This window comes from Haloplanus salinarum (assembly GCF_024498175.1).
Lineage (GTDB): Archaea > Halobacteriota > Halobacteria > Halobacteriales > Haloferacaceae > Haloplanus > Haloplanus salinarum.
Genome location: NZ_CP101823.1, coordinates 1,232,593 through 1,258,624 on the forward strand (window position 1 = coordinate 1,232,593; position 26,032 = coordinate 1,258,624).

At 56.4% G+C, this 26,032-nt stretch carries 26 protein-coding genes and 1 pseudogene; 12 read left to right on the plus strand and 15 right to left on the minus strand.

Features of this window, described 5'->3' with window-relative positions; all coding sequences use genetic code 11:
- Positions 1-6: 6 nt before the first annotated feature.
- Both NO364_RS06490 and NO364_RS06495 read right to left on the minus strand, forming a co-directional pair.
- Positions 7-1,260, minus strand: a complete 1,254-nt coding sequence (locus tag NO364_RS06490; protein WP_251330854.1) for a saccharopine dehydrogenase family protein — start codon at positions 1,258-1,260, stop codon at positions 7-9.
- A gap of 230 nt (positions 1,261-1,490) precedes the next feature.
- Positions 1,491-1,655 (minus strand): hypothetical protein, encoded by a 165-nt coding sequence (locus NO364_RS06495; protein ID WP_157688174.1) that lies wholly within the window; start codon positions 1,653-1,655, stop codon positions 1,491-1,493.
- Between the two features lie 192 nt (positions 1,656-1,847).
- On the opposite strand from NO364_RS06495, the gene NO364_RS06500 reads away from it, so the two are divergent.
- On the plus strand, positions 1,848-3,620 hold the full coding sequence (locus tag NO364_RS06500) for a histidine kinase N-terminal 7TM domain-containing protein (protein ID WP_257628832.1): 1,773 nt from the start codon (positions 1,848-1,850) through the stop codon (positions 3,618-3,620).
- A gap of 271 nt (positions 3,621-3,891) precedes the next feature.
- On the opposite strand, the gene NO364_RS06505 is transcribed toward NO364_RS06500, so the two are convergent.
- The 3 genes from NO364_RS06505 to NO364_RS06515 form a co-directional block, all read right to left on the minus strand.
- A complete protein-coding gene (locus NO364_RS06505; protein ID WP_257628833.1) occupies positions 3,892-4,761 on the minus strand; it encodes a universal stress protein in 870 nt (289 codons plus the stop codon).
- 63 nt (positions 4,762-4,824) lie between these two features.
- Complete coding sequence (locus NO364_RS06510; RefSeq protein ID WP_251330849.1) at positions 4,825-5,703, minus strand: universal stress protein; 879 nt, start codon at positions 5,701-5,703, stop codon at positions 4,825-4,827.
- A 26-nt stretch (positions 5,704-5,729) separates the two neighbouring features.
- Positions 5,730-6,017 carry an amphi-Trp domain-containing protein gene (locus NO364_RS06515; RefSeq protein WP_114450663.1) on the minus strand — a complete coding sequence of 96 codons (288 nt, stop codon included), beginning with the start codon at positions 6,015-6,017 and terminating at the stop codon, positions 5,730-5,732.
- A gap of 389 nt (positions 6,018-6,406) precedes the next feature.
- Here NO364_RS06515 and NO364_RS06520 point away from each other — a divergent pair, with 389 nt between their 5' ends.
- Positions 6,407-6,793, plus strand: coding sequence for a hypothetical protein (locus NO364_RS06520; RefSeq protein ID WP_257628834.1), 387 nt, complete (start codon positions 6,407-6,409; stop codon positions 6,791-6,793).
- Positions 6,794-6,823: 30 nt separating this feature from the next.
- On the opposite strand, the gene NO364_RS06525 is transcribed toward NO364_RS06520, so the two are convergent.
- The gene (locus NO364_RS06525; protein WP_257628835.1) at positions 6,824-7,213 is read right to left on the minus strand and encodes a CopG family ribbon-helix-helix protein; all 390 of its coding nucleotides are present in this window, start codon (positions 7,211-7,213) and stop codon (positions 6,824-6,826) included.
- 106 nt (positions 7,214-7,319) lie between these two features.
- Between NO364_RS06525 and NO364_RS06530 the strand changes: the two genes are divergently transcribed.
- Both NO364_RS06530 and NO364_RS06535 read left to right on the plus strand, forming a co-directional pair.
- Positions 7,320-8,159, plus strand: a complete 840-nt coding sequence (locus tag NO364_RS06530; protein WP_257629149.1) for a hypothetical protein — start codon at positions 7,320-7,322, stop codon at positions 8,157-8,159.
- Positions 8,160-8,224: 65 nt separating this feature from the next.
- A complete protein-coding gene (locus tag NO364_RS06535; protein ID WP_420191850.1) occupies positions 8,225-9,901 on the plus strand; it encodes a transposase in 1,677 nt (558 codons plus the stop codon).
- A 300-nt stretch (positions 9,902-10,201) separates the two neighbouring features.
- Here NO364_RS06535 and NO364_RS06540 read toward each other — a convergent pair whose 3' ends face one another.
- Both NO364_RS06540 and NO364_RS06545 read right to left on the minus strand, forming a co-directional pair.
- Positions 10,202-10,957, minus strand: a complete 756-nt coding sequence (locus tag NO364_RS06540; RefSeq protein ID WP_257628837.1) for a helix-turn-helix domain-containing protein — start codon at positions 10,955-10,957, stop codon at positions 10,202-10,204.
- A 165-nt stretch (positions 10,958-11,122) separates the two neighbouring features.
- Positions 11,123-11,533, minus strand: a complete 411-nt coding sequence (locus NO364_RS06545; RefSeq protein WP_257628838.1) for a hypothetical protein — start codon at positions 11,531-11,533, stop codon at positions 11,123-11,125.
- 168 nt (positions 11,534-11,701) lie between these two features.
- Here NO364_RS06545 and NO364_RS06550 point away from each other — a divergent pair, with 168 nt between their 5' ends.
- The 4 genes from NO364_RS06550 (at position 11,702) to NO364_RS06565 (ending at position 13,238) form a co-directional block, all read left to right on the plus strand.
- A complete protein-coding gene (locus NO364_RS06550; RefSeq protein ID WP_257628839.1) occupies positions 11,702-12,103 on the plus strand; it encodes a hypothetical protein in 402 nt (133 codons plus the stop codon).
- Between the two features lie 113 nt (positions 12,104-12,216).
- Positions 12,217-12,480: a hypothetical protein gene (locus tag NO364_RS06555; RefSeq protein WP_257628840.1), complete on the plus strand. Its 264-nt coding sequence runs from the start codon at positions 12,217-12,219 to the stop codon at positions 12,478-12,480.
- Between the two features lie 97 nt (positions 12,481-12,577).
- Positions 12,578-12,919: an ArsR/SmtB family transcription factor gene (locus NO364_RS06560; RefSeq protein ID WP_257628841.1), complete on the plus strand. Its 342-nt coding sequence runs from the start codon at positions 12,578-12,580 to the stop codon at positions 12,917-12,919.
- 1 nt (position 12,920) lies between these two features.
- Positions 12,921-13,238: a DUF7521 family protein gene (locus NO364_RS06565; protein ID WP_257628842.1), complete on the plus strand. Its 318-nt coding sequence runs from the start codon at positions 12,921-12,923 to the stop codon at positions 13,236-13,238.
- A gap of 204 nt (positions 13,239-13,442) precedes the next feature.
- On the opposite strand, the gene NO364_RS06570 is transcribed toward NO364_RS06565, so the two are convergent.
- Positions 13,443-14,330 carry a CPBP family intramembrane glutamic endopeptidase gene (locus NO364_RS06570; protein ID WP_257628843.1) on the minus strand — a complete coding sequence of 296 codons (888 nt, stop codon included), beginning with the start codon at positions 14,328-14,330 and terminating at the stop codon, positions 13,443-13,445.
- Between the two features lie 734 nt (positions 14,331-15,064).
- Here NO364_RS06570 and NO364_RS06575 point away from each other — a divergent pair.
- Positions 15,065-16,741 carry a transposase gene (locus tag NO364_RS06575; RefSeq protein ID WP_420191849.1) on the plus strand — a complete coding sequence of 559 codons (1,677 nt, stop codon included), beginning with the start codon at positions 15,065-15,067 and terminating at the stop codon, positions 16,739-16,741.
- 431 nt (positions 16,742-17,172) lie between these two features.
- Here NO364_RS06575 and NO364_RS06580 read toward each other — a convergent pair.
- Positions 17,173-17,424 (minus strand): annotated as a pseudogene (locus NO364_RS06580) (transposase); the annotation flags it as partial.
- Positions 17,425-17,493: 69 nt separating this feature from the next.
- Positions 17,494-18,129: a potassium channel family protein gene (locus NO364_RS06585; protein ID WP_257628844.1), complete on the minus strand. Its 636-nt coding sequence runs from the start codon at positions 18,127-18,129 to the stop codon at positions 17,494-17,496.
- A gap of 316 nt (positions 18,130-18,445) precedes the next feature.
- On the opposite strand from NO364_RS06585, the gene NO364_RS06590 reads away from it, so the two are divergent.
- On the plus strand, positions 18,446-19,858 hold the full coding sequence (locus NO364_RS06590) for a DEAD/DEAH box helicase (protein WP_257628845.1): 1,413 nt from the start codon (positions 18,446-18,448) through the stop codon (positions 19,856-19,858).
- Positions 19,845-21,203: a DUF790 family protein gene (locus tag NO364_RS06595; RefSeq protein WP_257628846.1), complete on the plus strand. Its 1,359-nt coding sequence runs from the start codon at positions 19,845-19,847 to the stop codon at positions 21,201-21,203. Before NO364_RS06590 ends, NO364_RS06595 begins: the two co-directional genes overlap by 14 nt.
- Before the next feature lie 36 nt (positions 21,204-21,239).
- Here the strand turns inward: NO364_RS06595 and NO364_RS06600 are convergent, their stop codons facing one another.
- The 3 genes from NO364_RS06600 to NO364_RS06610 all read right to left on the minus strand — a co-directional run bounded on the left by NO364_RS06600 (position 21,240) and on the right by NO364_RS06610 (position 23,583).
- Entirely contained in the window at positions 21,240-21,797 is a 558-nt protein-coding gene (locus tag NO364_RS06600; RefSeq protein ID WP_257628847.1) for a plasmid pRiA4b ORF-3 family protein, read from the minus strand.
- A 188-nt stretch (positions 21,798-21,985) separates the two neighbouring features.
- A complete protein-coding gene (locus NO364_RS06605; protein ID WP_257628848.1) occupies positions 21,986-22,309 on the minus strand; it encodes a calcium-binding protein in 324 nt (107 codons plus the stop codon).
- A gap of 557 nt (positions 22,310-22,866) precedes the next feature.
- A complete protein-coding gene (locus NO364_RS06610) occupies positions 22,867-23,583 on the minus strand; it encodes a helix-turn-helix domain-containing protein (RefSeq protein WP_257628849.1) in 717 nt (238 codons plus the stop codon).
- A 212-nt stretch (positions 23,584-23,795) separates the two neighbouring features.
- On the opposite strand from NO364_RS06610, the gene dpsA reads away from it, so the two are divergent.
- The gene (gene dpsA, locus NO364_RS06615) at positions 23,796-24,347 is read left to right on the plus strand and encodes a DNA starvation/stationary phase protection protein DpsA (RefSeq protein ID WP_257628850.1); all 552 of its coding nucleotides are present in this window, start codon (positions 23,796-23,798) and stop codon (positions 24,345-24,347) included.
- Between the two features lie 395 nt (positions 24,348-24,742).
- On the opposite strand, the gene NO364_RS06620 is transcribed toward dpsA, so the two are convergent.
- Complete coding sequence (locus tag NO364_RS06620) at positions 24,743-25,999, minus strand: RNA-guided endonuclease InsQ/TnpB family protein (protein WP_257628851.1); 1,257 nt, start codon at positions 25,997-25,999, stop codon at positions 24,743-24,745.
- Between the last annotated feature and the right edge of the window lie 33 nt (positions 26,000-26,032).

Genomic DNA, 26,032 nt, shown 5'->3' on the forward strand with positions numbered 1-26,032 from the left:
TGTTGCTCATTGCCACGCACCAGCGGTCACGGTGAAGCCAACATCCCGAAGTCGATCACCGAGTGGATCACCAATCCCCGAAGCGGGCGTCAGAATGCCACCGTCTAGCGGTGATTCCGTCTCACCTCGCAGCAAGCACATCCCAGCCTCTCCGAGCATCCGGGCGGTTGCGCCATAGCCAGGATCCAGTTCGGCTCTGATCTCACTTACGACAGTGAACGGCCCATCGGTCGTTGTCCCTCGGCCGATGACACGAATCAAGAAGTGACCTGATTTAATCTCCGCTTCCGAGGGCCCTGTGCCCGGCTCAGGGAACACGAACCGACGCAATCCACGCCGAAGCAGCCGACTCTTCATCGCAGCGGTTCCGACACCCAAGCCGAGTGCGATCCCGCCAGCTGCTGCGGCACCGCCGATCCCAGAACTGGTTGGGATAACCTCTGTACACCGAAACTCTCGGCCCCACGGATACTCCAAGAGGGCATTGCTCCGTCGGATTACCCGTTCGTTGACGGCTGCCATCGGCGAGGGAGCCGTCCATATCGAGCGGATGGAATCTCGCTGTGGTCGTCGTTGTTCGCCTGTATCGACACCGTAGCGTTCGCCCGGTGGAGCCAACGAGTACGGATTCGATAATGTTTCTCGGGCAATCGGATCAGTTGCGGCGGCTTCGAATAATTCGGCCGCACTGGCTAAGGTGCCGCCACTCACCCCACCCTCTCCATCTTCGAGATAGATACGAACGAACTCACAAGAGTCTCCAAACTCCTCGGTAGCGTACGATTGCAGCAGTTTGACTCCGAGGTCGGATGGGATCGAATCGAACCCACAGCTGTGGACGATTTTCACGTCGGCAGCCACAGCATCGTCGTGATAGCGGTCGATCATTTCTCGAACCCAGTTAATCTCCCCGGTGAGATCACAGTAGTCGGTTCCAGCCTCAATGCAGGCTTCGACGAGTGGTGTCCCGTATGTTGTGTAGGGCCCGACTGTCGTACAGACGACCTTTGTTTGGCCGGCCATCTCACGGAGGCTCGCCGGTTTGGTGGCATCACCCACGACAATGGCGATCTCCTCTCGATCAGACTCATTTGCAAGCCCTTCTGCGAGTCGGCGGAGCTTGGATGCATTTCGACCACCAAGAGCAACAGACAGTTCAGCAGCGGGGTAGTGACTGGTGAGATGTTCGGCGACGAGTTGGCCAGCGAATCCTGTGGCTCCCCAGACCACGATATCGTAGTTGTTTGTTGTAGATGACACGGGTTTCTACTACCAATAGGACGCGAAGAACCTCAACTGTTCGGGCAAGGCTCTGACCGGTGATAGGGAACCATCTCATCCGGTTTCTATCAGGAACTGCTGTGCCAGATGTAGAGGATCTAGTCAGCAAAATCCGATTGGATATTCCGACTACGATGACCGAAACAGGCGTTAAGAGGGGATGAACAGATCGATCGATACCCAACGACGGGAAGTTCCGGGCCAGAAGGTCACTCTACTGGTTCAACCGTCTCTTCGCCGCAGTGGGGACAGTACTCATAGTTGTCAGCTACTGGCTCCTCACAGGATCGGCAGACGTACTCGGCCTCCTCCCCCTCTACGAACGTCTGTTTCGCTTCCTCGAACGTCTTTCCGGCTTTCTTGAATAGACTCATTGTTTGAAGGAGGTGGGGAAACCGAATAAGCATTTGGCAGAATATCGAATAGGTACCGATCTCCCCAGAGTACAGTAGACTTGCTGAATATGTGCTCTCTATTCAGCACGGAATCAACAAACTGCCCGATAGCTGTCAGTAAGAGCGTGACCGATACAGAGGGTGAAGTCAGCACGTCTCGACTCACTGGCGTTGGATCTGACTTTCACAGATGATATTCCAACCGTAACAGACTATGCTAATGCAATTGTCCGGGCTATTATGCCAGTGCCGTGGCTGACTGCGTATCGCGCTTTGCTCTTACTCTCCTTCGTAGTCGGTCTGTTTTTACTGTATCAGGCTGCCATGCACCGAGATAGGCCGGGCGCGAAGCCGCTTTTCGTTCTCGTTACAGGTGCCCTACTCTATGTGTCAGTAAAGCTTACAGTCTCAATTGTCCGTGGAACGCCAACTGTCTTTGTTGTCACTCGGTTCAACCCGCTCGGTGCAGGACTTGCGACTGTTGGGTTCTTTTTGCTCGTGATCGAATACACTGGCATTGAAAATCCGGTCTCAAAGCGAACCTCTACCGGAGTCGTACTCGTCCCAGCGGTTGTCAGCGCTCTCGCGGTGATCGATCTGGAGTATCTCTGGGTGCCAGTCGGCCCAGATTCGAGTACTCTTTCGGGCTATGCGTGGGAGTTCACCAGCGTTGCTCTGGCGAACCAACTGTACATGAATCTGTTACTGTTTGCCGGAATCGGTCTTCTGGTTCGGCGGGGGATTCAGTCACCCACTGTGTTCAGAGTGCAGGTGGGAGCGCTCATTCTCTCCGCTTTGGGGCCCTTGGTCGGGAACCTCGCCTTCCAGTTCGGGTATGTCCAATTCAATCTGACGCCGGTCATGTTCATGAGCTCTGGAGTCCTGATCGCGTGGGCGATACTTCGAACTGGATTCCTCGATCTGATACCCATCGGGCGGGAGACAGTTCTCGACCAGTTCGACGCGAGTGTGGTGACGCTTGACAAGGATCATCGAGTGATCGATCTCAACAAGCGGGGTCGTCAGCTATTCGATGTGGACGACGCTGACACCGTTGTCGGCGACCACATCGACGAACTGTTTGCGGACCACCCCACGTTCAGAGAGCGATACTGGACAGTTACTGCCAGTGATTCCAGACATGAGCCACCTGTTGAATTCGACGGAAGCTACTACACCGTCGAAGTGATCCCTCTTGGCCCACCCGAGGAGACAACACTGGGACGCTCGATCATCATCCGTGACATTACCGAACAGAAGCGCCGAGAACAGGAACTCGAAGAAACCAAACGAACGCTCGAACGGTCCAACGAGAAACTCGACCAGTTTGCCGGCATGGTGAGTCACGACCTGCGGAACCCACTGAATGTGATCAAGGGTCGGGCGGAACTCCTTCGAGGGGAGGCACCTGACGAGCACGTCGAGACAATCGAGAACACCGCTGACCGGATGGAGACGATGATCGACGACTTGCTGACCCTGTCACGAGCGGGCGAAAGCGTGGATGACCCCAAACCGATCTCACTGGCGACAGTAGTCTCCGACAGTTGGGTGGCCGTCAGTAGTGACGACATCGAACTTGAAGTGGACCTTTCGGACGACGGGAAAGTGGAGGCGGATGGTGACCGCCTCCGACACGTCTTCGAGAACCTCTTCCGCAATGCCAGCGAACACAATGAGCCACCAGTCACAATTCGTGTGGGTACGCTCTCTGACGAGACGGGATCTGTTTCGGGATTCTTCGTTGCGGACGACGGTGCTGGTATCCCGGAGCCAGATCGTAAAGAAGTGTTCGAACACGGCTATACGACGAACACAGTCGGAACGGGGTTCGGTCTCTCGATTGTCGAAGAAATCGTCGAGGGGCACGGGTGGACTATCTCGGTTGGCGAGAGTGACGCGGGCGGTGCTCGCTTCGACGTTTACACGACTGGCAAGAGCTGAATCTGGTTTCCCCGCCATCGTCGTTTTCGCACTTGAACGTCGATCTGGGTTTCGTGCAAGACTCGCGCGCTGTATCTTGCACAGCTTCAGGAAGATGACCTGAATTTGTTATTTTGATTGCTCGCAAGTCCACGGTTGAAGCTACACTCAACCCGGCTGTGTTCCTCGTTCGCTGGCGCGCACTGCGGTGCTCTGTGAGCACGAGGGCTCACGCCTGAAATCAGCTACGTACGCACAGGGGTCGATAGACACGAGCCATCTCACAGAATCGCTACTCCCCTTGTCCAACCGTGATGACGGGGACTGGTGCAGAGCGGACGGTCTTCTCGGCGACGCTCCCGAGAAGGATTCGATCACTCCCGCGTCCCCCTGTCGTTCCCATCACGACGGCGTGGATACCGTTCGAGTCGATGGTATCGAGTATCACCTCGATCGGGGACCCGTGTTCGACGTGCCGGACACTATTCGAAACGCCGTGTGTCTCTGCCTCCGACACGAGGTCGTCAACGGCGTCGGTCGCTGCCTGTTCACGTTCCCCTCCCGAAATCGTTGAGCGAACGTCCAGACCTAGCGACGTCTCGTCGACGACAGACAGGACGTGAACAGTCGCATCGAGCGCCGCTGCAAGGGAGAGGCCATGCTCGGCAGCATGGGACGCACCAGCACTTCCGTCGGTCGGTATGAGGATGTTCTCGTAGGGGAACACCAATTGTTCGTCTGGCTGCATCCGCGCTGTGAGGACCGGGATCGAAGACAGACGGACGACCTTCTCCGTGACGCTCCCGAGAAGGTATCGTGACACTCCCTCCCGACCGTGGGTTGGCATCACGATCACGTCGTACTCGTATTGCTCGGCGTACTCGACGATTGTCGGCGCTGGATGTCCCTGGACGACGTCGGAATCGTAGTCGACACCGAGTGTGGTCAGTGTCTTTTCTGCTTCCTCAACGATGTCCTCACCTTCTTGGACGAGGGCGTCAACAACCTCGGTTTCGACGACCGTGACACTATCGCGTCTCGTATCCGCGACGAACAGAACGTGGATCGTGGCGTCGGCCCAGTGTGCGATCTCAGCCGCGTGATGTAATGCCTCCGCAGCCCCATCGCTTCCATCGAACGGGAGCAGAATGTCCTCGTACATGTGTACTGTATGTCCCTACGTGCATCCCTCTCAAGTGGTTTGTCACCCACCAGCAGAGGCGTTTCACCCACCACTCGAGTCCGGCTCTCGAACCCACATCACCGGAACTGGCGACGTTCGGACGATTTTCGCACTTACCCCGCCCATCATGTATCGGCTGAAATCAGTCTTACCGTGTGTGCCGAGGATCGCAAAGTCGATATCGTGGGCATCGATGTAGTTCCGGATTTCTTTCGACGGGACACCGAATTCGATTTCACTCTCGACGCTATCGACCGTCGCCGCCTCTGCGGTCTCGATGGCGGCTGCGATGATCTCATCCGCTCGGGTGGTGAGTTCCTCATCTTTCACCAGAGAGCGAGCATCCGGACCGAGGCTTCCAGTCTCGACAACGTGGAGTATGTGAAGCGTGGCACCAGTTGCGTTTGCGAGGGCGACCCCTTCGGATACTGCGAGTTCCGAACCACGGCTGCCGTCCGTCGGAACCAGAAGCTCCTGGCACGGATAGGTGAGCGGTTGGGTCCCGGGGTTGACTGCAATTACGGGGATGTCTGCGGTGTTGATAACGCGCTCTGTAACGCTTCCCAGCAGAAACCGCTGCAATCCACGCCGTCCGTGGGTCGGCATCACGATCAACTCGATGGCTGACTGCGTACTATACTCGACAATCGCCTCGTAGGGGTCACCGTGGAGTACCTCCGAGACCACGTCGATACCGTATTCTGTCGCGCGCTGTGCTGCTTCGTTCACGATCTCAGTTCCGTCCTGCTCCAGAGCGTCACTCACACCCTCTTGTACTCTGGGAGGGCTGTCTTGGCTGGTGTCTACGACATTGAGGACGTGGGTCGTTGCCTCGTGCTCGGAGGCTATCTGGAGGGCGTACTCGAGGACCGATTCTGCTGGCTCGCTCCCATCTGTGGGAAAGAGAATCTGGTCGTACATAGGATGGACTGAGGGAAGAATGGGTGTTACTGACCCTCGGTAGTGATATCCAACGCCCCTTCTTCTGCCGTCTGGGCCTCACGCCACCAGACGAGCTCGAACTCGATGCTCTGTTTTGCCTCGGTGTCCCCTTCGGACCAGTCCGACTCGCCTTCCAGTTTGAACGTCACCGGGTTCGTCGGGTCCAACTGGACCTGCTGCCCACCGAGTTCGAGCGTCACAGCGTCGTCGCCGTCGAGTTGCTCGGCGAGTTCGCGGAGGTACGATGCAATTTCGGACCGCGTTTTCTCGGCTTCAGTTTCGAGTTCTCCCATACGTACGAGTACGTGAGAAGTCACGATAAACGAAGGGGGAGATTCTCTACCCGGAGGAATCACTCACCGTTGCTAGGTCAGAAATGCGCTGCATGAGACCGGTTGATGAGTCATTTCAGTTTTCTTCCGAGCAACAATTCCAACGCGTATGCATTGAGAGCCCCAGTCTCAACTTCTGATGGTGCCCAGAAGTTGAGACCGGCCGTCTCAATGCATAGCTGGTAGTGAGTGAACGAATCGGTTGTGTGAATACTGTTCTCTGCCGAGCGAAAGCGTAGCTACAACCACGTGACTGAGAAACCGGCACAACCGCTTAATGCGCGTCGTATGACGACACCAAGAGTCTGATAATAACAGTCCTTATCTCCTATCCCGAACGATATAGTATTGTGATTAACGCACAAAATAGTTCCACGAGTCGGATCGGATCGCTCACCCAACTCCAGTGGCTAGCAGTTGCGTTAGTCGTGGTCACTGGCGTTCTCCACGTGTATGCTGGTATCGTCGAGGGACGGATTCCCGTTGCACTCGCAGGTGTCGGCTACGCCGGTGCACTTGTGCTGTTCTTCTTCGACTATCGGCGGCGACTGCTCTACCTGACCGGGATTCCGTATACGGCCGTGCAATTCCCCCTCTGGATCGTAGCCAAGTCAGAATACGGAATGGTCGACTACGTTGACAAGGCGGTTCAGGTCGCCTTGATCCTCGTGTTGATCTACCTCTATCTGAACACGCCGTCCGATTCAGCCGGAGACACGGCAACGGCAGCGGACTGAGCGTGCGAATTCACGGGACGTCTATCTCGCTCAGTTATCTCGAATCACCATAATTTTCACCCGATTCACGCCGTCGAAGTCACGAAGGCGGTAGGTCAGTTCCCGAACGCGTTCGCCGGTTCCCTGGCAGAATAAGGACTCAAGACACCACTCCCCCTGATGTGTGTGACTCGTGTTGAGAATCACGTCCTGATAGTCGTGCTGGACACCGTGGAGTTCCCCAATCACCTCGTGATGGCGGTAGTCAAAGGCGACGAGCGCGATAACGTCCTCGCTGAGGTCTTCGAGTCGGGAATGCGACTCGATGTACTCTTGCATCGCTTCACGGACGGCCCGGGATCGGTTGTCCAATCCCTCATCCTGCCAGACCTGATCGAACTCGTCGACCACTGTATCGGGGATATTGAAACTCGTTCGCATACGACCATATTCGATGCCCGGACACAAGAGTCCCGAGTATGATGGTTCCCCCAATCAGGTATTAACAACCGTTATTCGGTGCTCTTCCCGAGTTCAGGGTATGACGATGGTGTCTGGCGACACGTTTGGACTACTGCTCGGTGCGGTCGCACTTGGGGCTGTCCACGGGGTCGAGCCCGGTCATGGATGGCCCGTCGCCGCCTCGTACGCGTTGGATCAGACGAACAAGTGGCTCTACGGCCTTGCGGCGGGGCTCATCATTGGTATCGGCCACCTCATCAGTAGTCTCGCGATGGTTGGCGTGTTCTTCTACGCGAAATCCTATTTTAGTCTCACCCAGATCAACGAGCCAGTCACGATTCTCAATAGTATCCAGGTCGGTGGCCCGGTCAGTCTGGTTGCGGGCGTACTGCTGATCGGTCTTGGGATCCGAGAGTACCACCACGACCACTCGCATGACAGTCCCGATGGCGACCACTCTCACTCGCACGAGAGTCACAATCACGAGTCGACGAACCACTCCGGACCCGACGACAGCCACGGTGATATTCACGAGCATCCGGATTTACAGGACGATGAGGGGCTTATTCCTCGCCTGAAACACGCCGTTCCGTTCATCGGGGGCCACTCACATACGGACGAGGGTTCCGATGATGTTGCCGAGAGGGGATTGCTCGGAATTGCTTGGTTTGCCTTCGTGCTCGGGTTCGCTCACGAGGAGGAGTTCGAGATTATCGCTTTCTGTGCCGGGTCAAACTACTGTCTCGAACTGATGAGTGCATACGCAATTACTGTTGTTATCGGCATCGTGGGACTAACAATGCTACTGGTCGCGGGCTATCAGCACCACGAGGAAACCGTTAAACAGTACACACCGTACTTACCAGTCTTTTCGGCTGCGATACTTATTCTCATGGGTATTGGATTCATCATCGGCGTATTCTGAATATATTTTTATCATTTCTATGAATTGTCCGTTATAGGGGTCTAAACTCACGATTTAGTAAAACTATGTCTCCAACGCTTGCTTCACGTGGTAATGTTTTTCGACAGATGGCCCAGCGCTCGCACGTTACCTGGCCAGCATATGATTCGACACCGCTGTACGATCGAACGTCGCTGGCGGGACTGGAATCAGATATCCGGACAGTCTCAGAAACGTGGTTCGCCCACGGGATGCATGATTCAGTTGAGGAGTTCGTCTGTGCACTCCCCTTGGCCTACTTCCGGTTCAGCATCCACGACCGGTATGCGGGGTCAACACGCTACCGGATGGACATCCTCTTTCGGGTGTTCGTACTGAAAGAACTCCACGGATGGGAGCACGAAACCGCACTCGTCGGCTACTTCGGGACTCGTCCTGAACTCTGCGAGCAATTAGGTTTCGAGACGATCCCGGACCAGTCAACACTGTGGCGAAGCTGGCACGAGCGGTTCACCACTGACCTCAGGGAGACAGTCGTGACGGCGGCTCGAACGATCCTCGTCAAAGCCCAGAATGCGGGTGTCGAGACTCCGCGTGAACCGGCACGAACGCTCCGATACCCCGGGAGCGAGTCTGGTGAGTCAAACCCGGACGATCAGACTACTTTGGAGCAGGCAGAGAAGATTACCGACCACGTCAGCCGCGTCGTCTTCCCGGCATTTTCGCTGGATCGTGGGGACGGCTGCGAGATCCACGAGAACGCCTACTGGGACTTACAGACGTACCTGGGGCTTCGCGAGAGATTGGCCGCTAATGAAGGGGCTCGCAGTTTCGTCTACGAATCGACTCGGGGTCGGACGCCGTTGGGCCACGCCCACCGAGAGCATATTCGTGATCTTTCAGTATCAGGGATCCGCAAGATGTACCGACAGGCCGTCAACAGGCTCCTGAACGAAGTCGCGGAGACGGAGCAATTCTTTCGAGCTGGCATCGTCGCTATTGACATCACCGAAGCTGACCCGTTCACCGGTGATAGAACGGGCTATGAAGACGAGATCATTGGCACGAAAGAGAAGACCGACGAGTACGCCTACCAGTGGGCTACCATCCAGTTAGTTGGTAATGCAGTTCCGATTGTACTGGACGTGCGGCCAGTTCAGAAGGGAGAGTCCCGCCTAGAAATCGTCAAGGACCTCTTGGATTCTGCTGAGGAGATGGTACACGTCGATAACGTGCTGATGGATCGGGAGTTCGACAGTCAACACGTCCTAGAGATGCTCAGCCAGCGTGGCTTGTCGTATGTCGTGCCCAAGCGGATGCAGACCAGCGAGAAAGCCCAGGCGAAGCGATTGCTCCAGCGGGACCAGGATCGGTACGAGACTGACCGCAAACTACATCTCGGGAAGAATGAGTGGCACGAGACGACGCTAATCTATCGTCGAAAAGAAGACTCAGAGCACGACGACCATCGACAATATTCGGTGTTCATGACGAATCGGGGGAGCGGACACCTCACGGAGTACGGCTACAGGTGGGAAATCGAGAGCGGCTATCGGTCGATCAAGCGGTTCATGGCGGCGACGACATCGAAGGACTTCGGGTTGCGGTTCTTTTACTTCGCGTTTGCGTGTCTGCTGTACTCGATCTGGCGCGCTGTCGATCTCCTCGTCCAAGCCGAATTGACTGGCGGGTATGAGCACTCACCGGTGATTACAGCGGACAACACGCTGACGCTGCTGAAGAAGGAAACTGGAATCGGGTAGTGAGGAACTCAATTCGGGTTAGCGTGCCGTCTGAGTGGCTACGCTGCTGGAAGCCTCGAAAATTTGTCTATATGATTGGGTGTGTGACAAGAATAACCGCTTGGAGAGCCATCTGAGGCAGTTTCCGCTGATCGAATCGGTCAAATTCACGCATTACAGGCCCGCTATACCTGCTGTAGTCTCAACTTCCATGGCACCATTGGTAGTTGAGACTGGGACTCTCAATGCATATGGTCCGAAAGTCTAGAGTTCATTCAGGAAACGCGGATTGATTGACTTCTCAGTGTATCTGCATATCGGTCAATTCTCAACGGGTGGGTCAAACCCCGGAAGTACTACCTTGGTATAATATACAAAATACGCGGCTGTGACGAACAGATATAGTCCACTGGTCAACAGAGGGGGCCAGTCCAGCACAAAAATCAAAAACATGGCCCAGAACCCACCGAACACAGCACCACCAACCGAAATGATGTGCAGTCCCTCCGTAGACTGAATCTGTAGATCGTTGCCGGTTATCAGTCGAATTCCGATCATTCCAACTGTGAGAGACGCCCATGTTAGAATCGGAAGTCCGAGAACTGTCCAGACGGCGGCTGGCAATTGACTCGATGAACTAACGAGTATTGCCCACCCGAACAAACTGAGTCCGGCCCACCCAATACTCCGCAGGAGTTCTTCACGGAGTATCTCGTGGACTTGTGGGTGCTGTAGGAATTCACGGAGTGGATTCTCTGTGCTGGCTGACTGTCCGTTCAATGCTTGTTTTCCCTCTGGAGAGAGCGGCCAGTCTGACTCAGGATGGTCGATATAATACAGCGTCAGTGAGTCTGAATACGTTTCTGTCGCAACGATACCACGCTCTTCTAGATCACGCAACCGGTTACGGACGGTGACTTTCGAGACATCTGGTTTGACTCGGTCTCGAATCTGCTGAACCGAGAAAAGTGGCCGATCAGCCTCGTGCATCGTCTCGACGACGTGCTTGTCGGTCAGTTTCGTATTCACCTTCCGGTCGTTCTCCAACTCTCGGGAGATCCACGACGGAAGTGACATGTGTCAGGTGAATAGTGATGGATGATTATCAGTTTCGGATAGCTACGCGAGTGGACAGTGTACGGGGCGAGATTGGCAGACGCATTAGTGTTCAGCAGACGTCGGTTCAGTAGCGATACCTGACTCTGACGGGCAAGCGTGCCGGAAAGGAAAATCAGTTGCGGACTATGCAGTCGTTTCGGAGGGCAACTTCGGCAGTCGCAGGTACCAGTACCAGCCGACCGCAGCTATCGTCACGACGACATACGCGACCGTTATCCACAGGGCAGAGTAGCCACCTGCTGCAACAAGGTACACTGCGCCGACGCCACCAAGCATGATTCCGAGCGCTAGACTCATCGAGAGACCAGTCGGTGTCTGAACCTGCAACTCCTTGGACGTCACCGTTCTGACCCCGATCATGGCTGCGGTCAAGAGGGCCCACGTAAGGACGGGCAGTCCGAAGACCGTCAGTACAGTCGGCTCTACCCAGGCTACCTCTGAAATCACGATTGGCCACCCGACGAGTCCGAGACCGATCCACGCGATACTTCGAAGTAGTTCTTCTCGGATGATACGGCGTCGTTGTGAATTCATATCTACACGTCAATCAAGGGGTCCTGCTCATAAATCACCATAGAGATTTTTGTGCCCGGACAGGGGTGTTTTGGAGCGACAAAATGGGCTTTGTACCCACAAAATGGACTTTCTATCCCTGAAATTGTACTATGCGCTTTTTTATGCAATCTCTCTTATGGGTATACCGTGGCCGAATCAACATCCCTCCGTGAGCGACTGCATACTGACCTGACAGACAATCTGCCCGTGACAGTAACGGCCATCGGTATGGCGCTGGCAGCGTTTGCGCTGGTATCGCTCGACAGTATTCCACTCGCGCTCTCGACCGACTTCAGTGCGAGATTCTTGCTATCGTTGAGTCTGCTGGATATGGCGTTTGCATACGACGACTACTGGCCTGTTGCGTACAGTCCGATGTACGCTGTCACGTGGACGCTTGTGTTTGGAGTACTCACAGCAGGACTCTTTATCAGTATCTACGAAGTCGCACTCCCGAATCTTGGAAATACGGTTGCAAGCGTCGCGGCGTTCGTGACGGTAGTCAGTATCCAATTCGGAAGCGCAATGCTGTACGCTCACATTCGCTAGCAGAACGTCACCACTATGATTTCATATTCTAGTCGCTGTTCCCGGATTGTTTGTGATCTACAAGTTTCTCGTCGTGCCGAACAACGTGTATCAGAGGGAATTATTTGATGCGTATGAACCAGTTCTATCTGTACCACCTCTCGCTTGGGGTTATGGGGGCAGTATGGGGGCTGAGTGCAGTCTGGAGCATACTGGCCGACGGAATGAGTCTTCCTCTGGGGCTGGCAGGGGTTGGTGGCGTTGGATTGGTCGTCGCAGTCGTGTACGAACTCGCTACGGCGGCCCCCGAGGAGTTTTCTGTGGGACGAGTTTCATTTGGCCTCGTCATTACAGGCGCTGTCCTCACACTTGTCGGAGCCGGTCTTGAACTGATTTGATAAAAGACAGTTCCTCGTAGCTTCACTGGCTGACGCCAGCCAGAGACACTGAGACGGCACAACACATATTGACACGACAGGAGATGAACCAGATAGCGTGTCCGACGTGCGAGATCCCGAAGCGCTCGCAGACCTGCTCGGTGACGAGTGTGCGCGCACGATTCTCGTCGAGGCAAAAAAGGAGCCCCGCTCGGCGGCAGAGCTCAGCGACTGCGCTGGGGTTTCGGAACCGACGGTCTACCGGCGACTCGAACGACTCCGCGAGTACGACCTCGTTACTGAAGACATCCATCCAGTCACCGATGGGAAGAATTACAAGCTTTATCGGACAGAACTCGAAGGCATCGAACTCGACCTCAGCGAGGACGGCTTCGAGATCACTATCTCGCGTCGTAAACAGATGGCTGATCGCTTCACCCAGTTCGTAGAGGGAACCTGATATGTTCGACATAACGCTCCAGTCGATCGATCTCGAAACACTACGAGTCGTTCGCCAGGCCAGCGAGGCAATCATCTTTCTCTTTGGGCTGGCGATTAGCTACATCGCCTACACGGCATACCGACAAAACCAGAGTCGTCCGATGCTGTTCATCGCGGTTGGGTTCGTTCTGGTGCTGTTCGTTCCGGGCGCTGTGGCGGTTGTCCTGTTTCTGTTGCTGGGCGTGCCCAGTCCAGTCGTCAACAGCGTCAACCAGTTCTTCGAGCTCGCGGGCCTCGGACTGATCCTCTACGGATTGTGGGTGCCACGGCGGGACTGACACTGTCGACTGCTCTTCGGGGCACTCACAGTCGGGCCAACGAACACTGATCGGGAGCGCGTTCAGACCTACCCGTCACCAGTTGCCGAAGTGTGAACGGTCGATAGCGATCAGTGAGTCAGAGCACGCTCGCCGTCGAAAACTGGTTGCGCGAATCCTGCACAATACCGTTCTGAAACAGGCGTAACTACCTGGAAACTCCCGCTACGGTGGGGTTGTAGTGGTCTCGGCATCCCGGCGGGGGTCGAGCGAGCGTCCGTCGCGGGAGAGGACAACGAGCGCGACAACCCACGTTGCGAGGGCCATACCAAGCATCACGATGTCGGGGAAGCCGCTCGACCGGAGGACATCGACGGGGATCGGGTACAGTGTACTGGAGGCGTTGAGGCTGGCGTGGAACAACATCGCGAGCAGGACACTGCCGCCGGTGCCGTTGAACAGCCACGTCAGCAGGACGCTGAACCCGAGAACGCCGACGGCGTAGGGCAAAAACGCCTGGCCGTACTGCGAAGAGGCCGGGATGGCAAAGACCGGCAGGTGCCAGACAGCCCAGATGACGCCGATGACCAGGCTCGCCACGGTCCCACCGTAGGCCGCCTGCAACCGCGGGAGAGCGAATCCACGCCAGCCGAGTTCCTCCTGTCCGCCGCCAAGAAACAGGACGAAGACGAACTGGATCGGATACATCGGGAGTCGCTGGACGAGTACCGAAAGGTCCAGCACGCCGCCGCTGGCCGCATACAGTGCCGACCCGACCGGGATCATCGCAGGCGTGAGAAAGAGCGAGACGAGATACCACTTGGGATGCTGTCGCCAGTCGAGGACTCTCTTCAGGAGGGCACGCACGGTGCCCTCACCGCGCCACGTCATGATGACAGCCGCGATAGCTGGGCCGAAGCCGCCGATCACTATCGGGAGAATGCCGAGTTCATCAGGAATCGTGAGACCGAGTGTGTCCTGAAACGCCAGCGGGACCCAAAGCGCCCAGGAGACGCCGAGCGTCAGCGCGAAAAACGCGACTGACTGGTGGAGGGCCTGGCTGTCGTCGAGCGGTACGTCGGGACCGACGGGCATGGCAGTTGTCGTTGCCATACGCGAGTATAGGAGTGGCATAAAAAACCGGCACGTGGCTGGCTTCAGCGGCTGAAGCTATACCAGTCATTAGAGGTCTTCGACCCCTGAATGTTCAAACGGGTCGATTCGGGCCGTAAAACAGGCTCCTGACGCTTGTGGCGTGTGAAGGCCCCTGCTGAATACTGTCGGTCCCGTGGATCCATTGTTTGAGTCTCGTACTGGCGGACTATTTTCATGATATGTTGTCAGAACCGCTCATGATGGATAGATCGCGCGTGTCTTGCACTCATCACCCTCTGATTACAGTGAATCAAATCGGTCAGTAGAGAAGTGCTACTTGCTTCGTTTCTCGAGCTCTAACCCGTATTCTTCTGGGTTGTACTCACCGAGAACGAGTACAGACAGTATCAACGTTCCAGACACAACCAGAGAAACCCAGAACATATCTAAACTGAGTGGGCCAACGGTGCTCAGAGTACTGCCTGGGCTAGAAAACACGATCGTCAGTGTTGCCCCGCACACTCCAAGAATTGGGAGTCGGTAATGGTGAATTTTCGTTAATATTCGAAGCATGTTTCAACGATTTCTGCAATTCCTGGTGCTAATATTGTTTGCGAATGATTGATCCGCACCCTGTACTGAGCGCTTCGTGAGTCTCCTGTCACTATCTCACGATTCGTCTGATGACTCATAGGCGGGCGGTATCGAGCAGTTAGATGAATACTTGACCCTCTCGTGGCCACTTTCCCCCCGTGGCTCTGACACGTGAGTCTCGTTGCACTGTCTTCCGGCAGATCGCCCAGCGATCCTACGTCGATTGGCCCACGTACGAGTCGAGCCCGCTATTCGATCGCTCATCCCTTCCAGCGTTGGAATCGGACGTTCGCCTCGTTGCGGAACCATGGTTCCAGCATGACGATCACGAGGCCGTTGACCAATTCGTCCACGCAGTGCCGCTGGCATACGTCCAGTTCGATCCCCACGACCGATACGCAGACTCAACGAGCTACGAGATGGAGGCGCTGTTTCGCCTGTTCCTGCTGAAAGAATGCCATGGCTGGGACCACGAAACCGCGCTCGTCGAATACCTCACCAAGCATCCCGATTTCTGCGAACAGATCGGGCTGGACTCGGTGCCGAATCAGTCGACGCTGTGGCGCAGCTGGCACCACCGCTTCACGGCCGATCTCCAAGACACCATCAAGACGGCAGCGCGGACCATCCTCATCAAAGCCCAGAATGCGGGTGTCACAGTCCCGCGCAATCCAGAACGACAGACCCGTAGACACGGTGACGAGAATACAGAACCGGATCCTGACGGCCAGACCATCCTGAACCAGGCAGAGACAGTTACTGAGCGGGTCAGCGATATTGCTTTTCCAGCGTTCTCATTGGACCGTGGTGAGGGCTGTGAGATCCACGAGAACGCCTACTGGGACCTCCAGACCTACCTCGGACTCCGTGAGAATTTAGCCGTCAACGAAGGCGCTCGGAGTTTCATTCACGAGTCCAATCGGGAGCGGACACCCTTGGGCCACGCCCATCGCGAGCATGTGAGGGATCTCTCCATCAAGGAGATACGCGAGATGTACCACCAAGCCGTTGGCCGACTGCTGGACCGGGTCGCAGAGACGGAGGAGTTCTTCCGAGCCGGGATCGTCGCCATCGATATTACGGAGGACGATCCCTTCACAGGCGATAGGACGGACCACGAAGACGAGATAATCGGGACGAAGGAGAACACGGATGAGTATGCCTACCAGTGGGCCACCGTCCAGTTAGTAGGGAATGCCGTGCCAATCGTGCTAGACGCGCGCCCAGTCCGGAAAGGCGATACGCGTAAGGAAATCGTCGAAGAGCTCCTAGACTCGACAGAGGCGGCCGTTCACGTGGATAATGTGCTGATGGACCGGGAATTCGACAGCCAACACATCTTGGAGATGCTCAGCCAGCGCGGCCTCTCCTACGTCGTACCCAAGCGGATGCAGACGAGTGAGAAAGCGCAGGCCAAGCGTCTTCTCAAGCGGGGAAAGGACCGCTACGAGACTGATCGAAAATTGCACTTGGGCGACAACGAGTGGCACTCGACGACGCTCATCTACCGACGGAAAGAGAACTCCGAACACGACGACCACCAGCAGTATTCGGTGTTCATGACGAATCGGAATAGCGGGCTCCTTACTGAGTACGGGTATCGGTGGGAAATTGAGAGCGGCTACAAATCGATTAAACGATTCATGGGCGCCACAACGTCGAAGCACTTCGGTCTGCGGTTCTTCTACTTCGCGTTCGCGTGTCTGCTGTACTCGGTCTGGCGGGCGGTCGATTTACTCGTGCAGGTACAGTTGACCGGTGAATACGAACACTCGCCGATCGTGACGGCATATAACACGCTGACACTGGTGAAGAAGGAAACCGGAATCGGATAGTAACGGGATTCTCTCCGCGAGAGCGTGTCTTCTCAGTGGCGACACTATCCAGAGTCTCGGAAATCCGCTGGAATAGTTGCCTGTGGAACAAGAGCGGCCGTTCAGAAAGCGATCTGACGCAGATTCAGCTCATCGATTCGGCCGATTCCACGCATTACAGGCCCGCTATACCCGATGTAGTCTCAACTTCCAAGTAGCCGAATTTGTATATCGTTATGTGATTTATCGATCCGAAGGATGTGGAAGTTGAGACTACAGAGGGTTTAGCAGGGCTGTGATGCGTGAATTTGACCGATTTGGTCAGCGGAAACTGCCCCAGATGGCTCTCCAAGCGGCTAATCCTGTCACACACCCAACTATATGAACAAATTTTCGAGACTTCCAGCAGCGTAGCCACTCAGACGGCACGCTAACCCGAACAGAGTACCCCACTACCCGATTCCAGTTTCCTTCTTCAGCAGCGTCAGCGTGTTGTCCGCTGTAATCACCGGTGAGTGCTCATACTCGCCAGTCAACTCGGCTTGGACGAGGAGATCGACAGCCCGCCAGATAGAGTACAGCAGACACGCAAACGCGAAGTAGAAGAATCGAAGCCCGAAATCCTTCGACGTCGTCGCCACCATGAACCGCTTGATCGACCGGTACCCACTCTCGATCTCCCAGCGATAGCCGTACTCAGTAAGAATCGACCGGATATTCTGCCCGATGATCGAGAGGGTCGCAAATTTGAACACCAGCGCTCCCGCCGTCTCTCATTCCCCACGGAACGCCGAGATAACGCTATCTGCGGCAGCAGGATCGGCTGCGATAATATACCGTTCGCCGGCTTCCAGTCGCGTTTCGGAGGTAGCTGTCCGCTCTTTCCCCGCCCCGGAAATCACGAGGCTCCCCTCCGGAAGGTCAGCGTCGTCGAGAAGCTGTCCTGCGATCGGCGACTCGGGGGCGACGCGGATGTCGAACACCTCCATCTTACCGGTGACGTCCTCGAACGTTCGCACGTCGCTCCCGCTGAGTGCGTTCACTGCGGTTTTGACGCTTGCACGCTCCGGGAACACGACTTCGTCGACGAGTTGTTCGAACTCCTCGTCGTCGGCATTGGTGATACGTGCGACCGTTCGGATGTCCGGCTGGAACGTTTTCGCAGCTAGGCAGACCGCGAGATTGGTGCTGTCACTGTCTGTTAGCGCACCGATGACGGTCGTCTCCTCCGTGATAACGTTTGATAACACGGACGGATGTGTCGCGTCGTCTATCACGATTTCAATATCGTCCGAGTCCTGCTCGTGCGCTCGGTCCGGATCTTGCTCGATAACTGTCACCCTGTGTCCACGTTGTTTGAAGAACTCTGCGACCCGGAATCCGACGCGTCCGCCGCCAGCGATCACCATGTGACTACTGGAAGTCATACTTTTAAAATGCGTGGCGCACGGTAAAGCCTGGTGTCTGGGAGATTGTCGTCGTCAAATCAATTTGGTGAGCGTTGCTCGCCCAACCGTTCACGTACGTATATCCGAGAGTATCTTGACGTCCTCTCTGTCCTGAAGACGGAGTTTTAGCCTTGCAACTTCCATAATTGACGATTGACAGAGCACTAGTTTCGAACGAAGAGTATGAAGCACCGACACTCCCCACGTCGAGTCACAGGAACCACTCAAACGCGACCCACAGATTGAATCCGACCGGTCGCATGCATCTACATAGCGAATGCGGATCGAATTCGACGACGGAACCCTCCTACTCCGTGGCGTGCCCGAGAATGTGCCCCATGCGGAGTGGGACGACCGCGTCGACGAGCATCGCACACAGGCATATCGATATCGAGCCCTCCTCGAATGGGCCGGCACATGGACGGGCAGCGACGACCAAGCCACGCTCCGCGATGGATTCGGTGCAGCCTGCGAGGATGCTGCCCGGGCCTACCCCGATCTCGAACTCACGCCAGCGCTCCACATCGAACCGCGTGACTACCAGCAGGCCGCCCTCGACGCCTGGATCGACCACGGGCGGCGAGGGAGCGTCGTCCTCCCAACGGGGAGCGGGAAGACGTTTCTCGGGCTACAGGCCATCGCCGACGCCGGCGTGAGCACGCTCGTCGTGACGCCGACGATCGATCTGATGAATCAGTGGCACGCCACGCTCACCAACGCCTTCGGCGACCAACTTACAGAGCCGGTCGGCGTCCTCGGTGGCGGCAGCCACGACGTCACCGCGATCACGGTCACCACCTACGACAGCGCCTACCGCTACGTCAACGAGTACGGCGATCAGTTCGGCCTGCTCGTCGTCGACGAGGAACACCACCTGCCAGCTCCGACCTACCGGCAGATTCCCGAGATGACGATCGCGCCGTATCGCCTTGGGTTGACCGCAACCTACGAGCGGCCCGACGGCAAACACGAACTGCTCGAGGACCTCATCGGGCCGGTCGTCTACCGCGAGGATGTCGACGAGCTCGCCGGCGAATACCTCAGCGAATACGAGACGATCCACATGTCGGTCGAGCTCACACCCGACGAGCGCCAACAGTACGACGAGGAGTACCAGATCTATCGCGACTACGTCGACAGTCACGAGTTCGACCTCTGGAAGGAGGAGGGTTATGCGGAGTTTCTCAAACGCACGTCCTACGACCCGCAAGGCCGGCGGGCACTTATCGCCAAGCAACGGGCCGAACGAATCGCCCGCACCGCCGAGAAGAAACTCGACACGCTCGACAATCTCATCAAGCGCCATCACGACGACCGCGCCATCATTTTCACCGCCAACAACGACTTTGCCTACGACATCTCCCAGGAGTTCATCGTCCCATGCATCACCCACCAAACGAAGACCGACGAACGCACCGAGATCCTCGAGCGGTTCCGCACGGGCGAATACTCGATGCTCGTGACGTCCCAAGTCCTCGACGAAGGCATCGACGTCCCGGCGGCAAACGTTGGTATCATCCTTTCCGGGAGCGCCTCGAAACGCCAGTACGCTCAACGGCTCGGGCGCATCCTGCGGCCCACTGACGACCGCCAGCCCGCCCGTCTCTACGAAATCATCACCGAGGATACGATGGAAACGTACGTCTCCCAGCGACGCCGGGAGGGGGTGACAACTAATGCTGACGGCTGACCTCGCACGCTCGCGCACGACTGACGAGATGACTACGCCGCTGTTCATCGATCCCGACGAGGAGCGCTACCGAAAGACTGCTCGGGAATTGCTCCAGTTGTTCGAGGCCCATCTCGGCGAACCGAAAGGCGATCTTGAGGACGCGATTGACGAGTTGACTGTCGCGGATACCGACTACAAGATCGTTCAGGGTCTTGCGAAGCTCCTCAAAGACGAGTCCGAATTCGAGGTCGTGGCCTCAGTCGAACCGCGCGAGATCCGCCAGCAACTCTTCGAGAAAGCTAACGAGCGCTATCCGATCGTCCGCCAGCCCACCCTCGGCGAGGACACACAGAAACTGGAGGTGTACAGCGCGGTCGCCGACGACCTCGGACTGTCGCTCGAAGAGTGTTATCGCGGGATGTACGCCGATCTCGAGGACAACAAGCGACTCGTCCGAATCGGGACGCGGACGGCCGACCGGTACGCCAGTGATGATGATGCATCGACGTCGACGACCAACTTGACCGGCAGCAGCGACGCGGAGTACGAACACACGGATCTCACCGTGGACTGGCTGTTAACTCGCTACAATCTCGCGCTGGCCCAAGCGGTGCTCTACGATGCGACGGAAATGCGAATTCGCGTCTGGGACCACTTCGGGACGGTGTTCAGCTATGTCAAACTATTCGGGTTGATGCACCGGATCTATCCGATCGACGTAGACGGTGAACGCGTCCCGAGTACCGACCAGGCCGCCGGCTACGAGGCCGTGCTGGACGGGCCGGCGTCGCTGTTCTCCCAATCACAAAAATACGGGATCCGCATGGCGAACTTCCTGCCGGCGTTACCGCTCTGTGACCGGTGGGAGATGACTGCGACGATTCTTGTCGACGAAACCTCCGGTGAGACACGTCAGTTCATGCTCGACCATACCGAGGGCCTCGATTCCCATTACAGCGCTGGCAACCGCTTCGATAGCGACGTCGAGCGGACGCTCGCCAACAAGTGGGAGCGAGCGAATACGGAGTGGGAACTTGTCAGAGAAGACGATGTCTTCGATCTCGGTGCCGAAGTGATGATCCCCGACTTCGCGATCGAACATCCGGACGGAAGACGAGCAATCTTCGAAATCGTGGGCTTCTGGACACCCGAGTACCTCAACGAGAAGCTGGCGAAAATTCGAGGGGCCGATCTCGACCACTTGCTTGTCGCAGTGTCGGAGCGGTTAGAGTGCTCAGCGGACGACTTTGAGGAGGCGAGTGACCGCGTTCTCTGGTTCAAATCAGGGATTCACGTCTACGATGTGGTGGAGTTGGCAGAGGCGCACGCTATCGACGGACGCGCCCCTGATCAGCAACACTGACGGGGGCCGCTTCGCCCCAAATATTCCTCAGGATGACTACCAGCCTTCGCCGGGTGGCGGATACTGCTCGACAGGCTCGCCCTTCTCTTTCACGACTTCTGGCTCTGTATCGCTGGTTTCGCCCTCGTTGATCTCCTTGAGGATGGCATAGAAGCGCCATTCGTCACCGTAGTCGAAGAGGTAGCAAATCCGGTCGCGTTCGTCCAAGTCCAACTGACGGGCCATCTGACCGACTGTCGTCTCGCCCGCGTCATACTCCTCGCCACCGCGCAACATTCCGTCTGGGGATTGTTCGATCTCTCCAGGGCGCTTGTACTGGACGTCGCTGTCCCAGTAGTCCTGGTCAGTTCCGAAGAACCAGAGGTGGTCTTGGTTCAGTCCGACCGCGCTGTTGAGCACCGACTGGAACTCGTCCAGGGTTCGGTCCGCCCCGACGATGATGTCCCGCCACAGCGACCGGGGATCGTGCTCGTACTTGACGCGGAAACGGTAGGTCGCCATGTTTGTGGAGTTATTTTGCATCGACGCTGCTGATGTTATCGGTCGAGCCACTGACATCCTCCCACGACTGAAGTCGTGGGGTTCCACGGTCACAGACCGTGCCCACGACGGAGAGGTTCCCCACTCGCGTCGTTCGGTGGGGTTGTGGGCCGTGCCAGTCCGGCCCCCGACTCGGATAGCGGGCTTCATCTACCGCCGCGCTGGCGTGCATATCCTTACCCGAGACTCGGTAGCACAACCGACGATACGAACCGTCGTAGTTGTTTCGGCTGTTGTCGGATTCATCCCACGGCTGAAGCCGTGGGCTTTCTCCTTGAACCGCTGTAATGCCAGTCTGAAACGGCCTGCTCGGTGTCATCACTGGCTTCAACCGGCTCCAGTTGGCTCAGTGGGACACCGAACTCCCGGTCCATCCACTCGATGGTCACGAACTGCTGGCGGAGCGACGGCTCCGATGACGGTTTGCCGACCACACGAACCGTCTCCCCTTCATCAAGCGGTGATACGTCCTGCTCTTCGATACAGCGTGCCTCGAAGGGAACGTCCATCGTCTCCTCCAGATAGATGTGCCACCCCATCGCCTGCTCGTCCTGGGTGTAGGCCATGCGTTCTAGTTTAATCGTCTGAGTAATACTGTGGCTGAATCGTGCTGCTTTCTTGCGATTTTGATTGGCAGTATTCTATTCTGCTACTCGGATGCAGACCGTCTAATACCTTGTCAACTTGATCTACAGATGCGACGAGTTTGCCTATCTCTTTTGTGTGCCGGTGTTCCACATCGTACACAACAAAAAAGTACAAAAAATGTATTTTTTGACCACTGTTCAGCTCTTTTAATAAGCTTATCATGATGTTTTTTCCAAATACGAAACCGACCGTACCCACCAGATGGATACCGATACGTACAGCACTTTGATTCAATCTGATAGTTCAGTCCGTCAATATTGTGCACAAGAGAATCGCACCACGGAACTCCACTAGACCCTGCTAAAGCACGGCGTACGCTCAGAACCATCCCGGCGAGTCGCTCAGCGTTGTATCCTTGAGCAGCTGCTGTTTCTCGCCCTTGCCCCTCACAATGGTTCCCAGCCTCTAGGTGACACGTAACGAGCGAACGCCCACCCCCTCGGGGATGGGAGGCTGTCAACTGTCTCCGCGCGTATCAGGGCATCTCATCGACAACCGCGGCGAATAGTTGCGATTCGGCCCGTTGGAGCCGGTACTGCAGCGTTGACCGCGCAACGTCCAGGCGCTCGCTAAGCTCAGTGATCGTACATTCCCGCGGGGTCTCATAGTAGCCGTGTGCAACAGCTGCTTTGATCGCGTTCCGCTGATCGTGTGAGAGTTCGGTCGCTGTGAGTGTCTCGGCTCGCCACCCTTGATGGCCTCTGACATGCTCAAGATTGAGCGTGACGCCGTCACGGAGTTCCGCGTTGACCGCGTCATAGAGCCCTCCAACGCCGGTATCGTCCGGCATTAGCACGGTCCACTCGTAGGTGTGTCCGGTTCGCTCGGTTTCGAAGAGTACACCCGAACCGACGTGTTCGACAGTCAGGTATGGAATGGAGTGACAGCCACGGATCTCACGGCGATGGGTGTACAGGACTCTGTACGTCGGTGCCCGGTCCAACACCTCGTAGCTGCGTTCGGTGTCGCAGCTGACTGCGTGACACTCGTTACACCGACTTTCATCGACGAAGAGTTCCTCGATGCGGTCGAGGGCGCTTTCAGGGCCCAACAGGTTGTCGACGCGCCACATGTGTTCGGCTGTCGCCACACATGTCGTCGACAGTGCCTTCACATCCGGATGGTCGATGAACGCGTCCACCAGCGTGTCCACACCGCGTTCATACGACAACGTGAAGACGAACTCCCGCATATACGTACTTTGGAACATGCCAATGTTATTCTTTCGATAGCTATGTTAAATAACATTTTCTACGCGTCAGAATCAACTGTTTCAATCACTCTACGTGGCTCTAAGAAATATTGCGATGTGGGGACCGCATTATCGAGGATACCTGGCGTGAAATTCCGCATATATCCGAACAAAGTCGGAAGTTAATGGCTCCCCTTCTATCCTATACAGCGATGATGACGGAACCCACTGCCGCCGATCGTACCGTACTACAGACTGCCGACGAACACGAAGCGAACCCGCTCGGGATCGACGAGAAAGCGGCTGCGGAACTCGTCGTGGCACTCAATGACTCCCTCGCCACCCTGCAGATCCTTGCCCGGCAGATTCAAAAGCACCACTGGAACGTTGAGGGCCCGGAGTTTCTCGGTATTCACGAATTTCTGGGCGAGAGCTACGAGAACATAGAGGAGGCCACCGACGAACTCGCCGAGCGCATAACCGCACTCGGAGGCGTTCCCGTGGCGGGCCCGGAAGCAGCCACCGAGCGTAGCCTCGTTGCCTTCGAGGGTGAGACGGTGTACGACATTCGATCGTCGCTTGAGGCCGATCTCGCTGCCTACGAGACACTGGCGACGACACTCCGTGAGGACGCATTGCTTGCCCAGCAACTGGGCGATCTGGGAACAGCCGATCTCTTACAGGGGATCCTCTCCGAAGTCGAAGACGACGCCCACCACATCGACCACTTCCTCGAGGACGACACGCTCCAGCGACAGATCTGAGCGACGCACAACCGAACGGTGATCGGTCGTATCTGCTCCGGCGAAACAGATATCGGCTGATAATCGACAGCGAGGGTGAGCTCCCAGGTGTTGTCGTGGCGTAGCGGGGCCTGTAATTCAACGAGTTCAACCAGGGATTTTTCGAAGATAGAGCGGTGATTCTTGCTAAGACTGCGATGGACGGATTCGGCAAGTAGGTGTTTAGCCGCCTTTGCGTGTTCGTAGTCCCCGTCACCGATATGCCATTGGCGGAGTGCTTCGACCGCGGCAGCGGACGGATGGATATGAGTGATCGGATCAACGGCCTCCGGTATCTCATCGTTAGCGAGGTCGGGATACTTATCATTGACATCCTCACCCGCCTGAAGGCGGGGTGAATCCCGAGCGTTGGGATATTAGGGTTTGCAGTTTACCTGTCCTTGTGGGTGGAATGCACCCGTGGTTGTATCGAACAGGTAGACTCCGGGCTGTGCCAAGCAGCCGTTACTCATATCCCCGGTTGGGGGAGTTTGAGTTATCTTTCGGCGGATATTCACCGCTCCGTTCACGTCTGCGTTCATCGTCGTCTCACACGACTCACAGACGTACAGGCCACGCTCGACGCGGTTGGCATCTCGAATCTGCCCGCAACAGGAACAGGTTTTCGAGGTGTTTTCTTCGTCCACACGGTCAACCAGTATTCCGTGTGCCTCGGCTTTGTATTCCAGTAAGCGGGTGAAACGGTCGAACTCCCATCCGTGAAGCTTCTTGTTACCACGCTGGCCCCAGTCTCGTGAGTTGCCGTCGTCGCCCTCTCGAATATCGCTCAGGTCGCCCACAGCTATCGTCCCGATCCCTTCTTCGACACACCGCTGGACGATGTGTTTTGAGAGCGTATGCAGGAAGTGGTCTTTCCGACGTGAGAGTTTCCGCCGGGCACGACGCGCCCGTTTTGATGGGCCGTTCTCACCCTCTGTCTGGTATTCTTCGCGGGTGAAGTAGTGCTTGTCCTCTTTGAGTCGGTTGCCGGGATACAACTCGCTTGGACCGCCCTCGTAGTCGATGGCGAGGTAGTTGCTGATGCCGAGGTCGATTCCAGCAGTCTTGTCGCCGGGTGCGTCTTCAACGGGAATTGCTGTCTCACAGACGAGATGCAATTCCCATCGGTCGCCATTCCAGACCGCTCTCGCCTGCTGGATGTTCTCAACGGTCACATCCGGTCGCGTCTCGTATTCCACAAGGATGAAGTCTGAGCGCCCGTCTTTGAGGTTCCAGCCTTTCGAGAGGCGAACCTGCCCGTGTTTGTCGTCGTGTTTGATGCCTTTCTGCTTCCACGTCACGGTCGAACGTGGGTGTCGGTCGCCACGTTTCCGGTAGCCCGGCGGGTTGTTACCGTCGTCGGAGTTGTACCAGCCGGTGAACGCCTCAGCAAGCTCCTCAAGAACTCGCTGACTTGACTGCGAATGTAGGTCACTGTAGCGTTCGTGGTCTTTCAACTCCGATTTTAATTCCTTCTCGTCAGGGATCTCACCGTCGTCGTCCCACCGACCTTGGATGTAGTAGCGTCCGACGTTCCACAGTTTTGATGCTGCAAACCCACAGGCGTCAAGGTCGTCACGAACCTGCTGGTGGTTCGTGATTTTCGCAACGTAGGTGCGGGTCGTCTCCAGCATCGTCCTGCTTCATAACCAGTTATGGGTAAAATA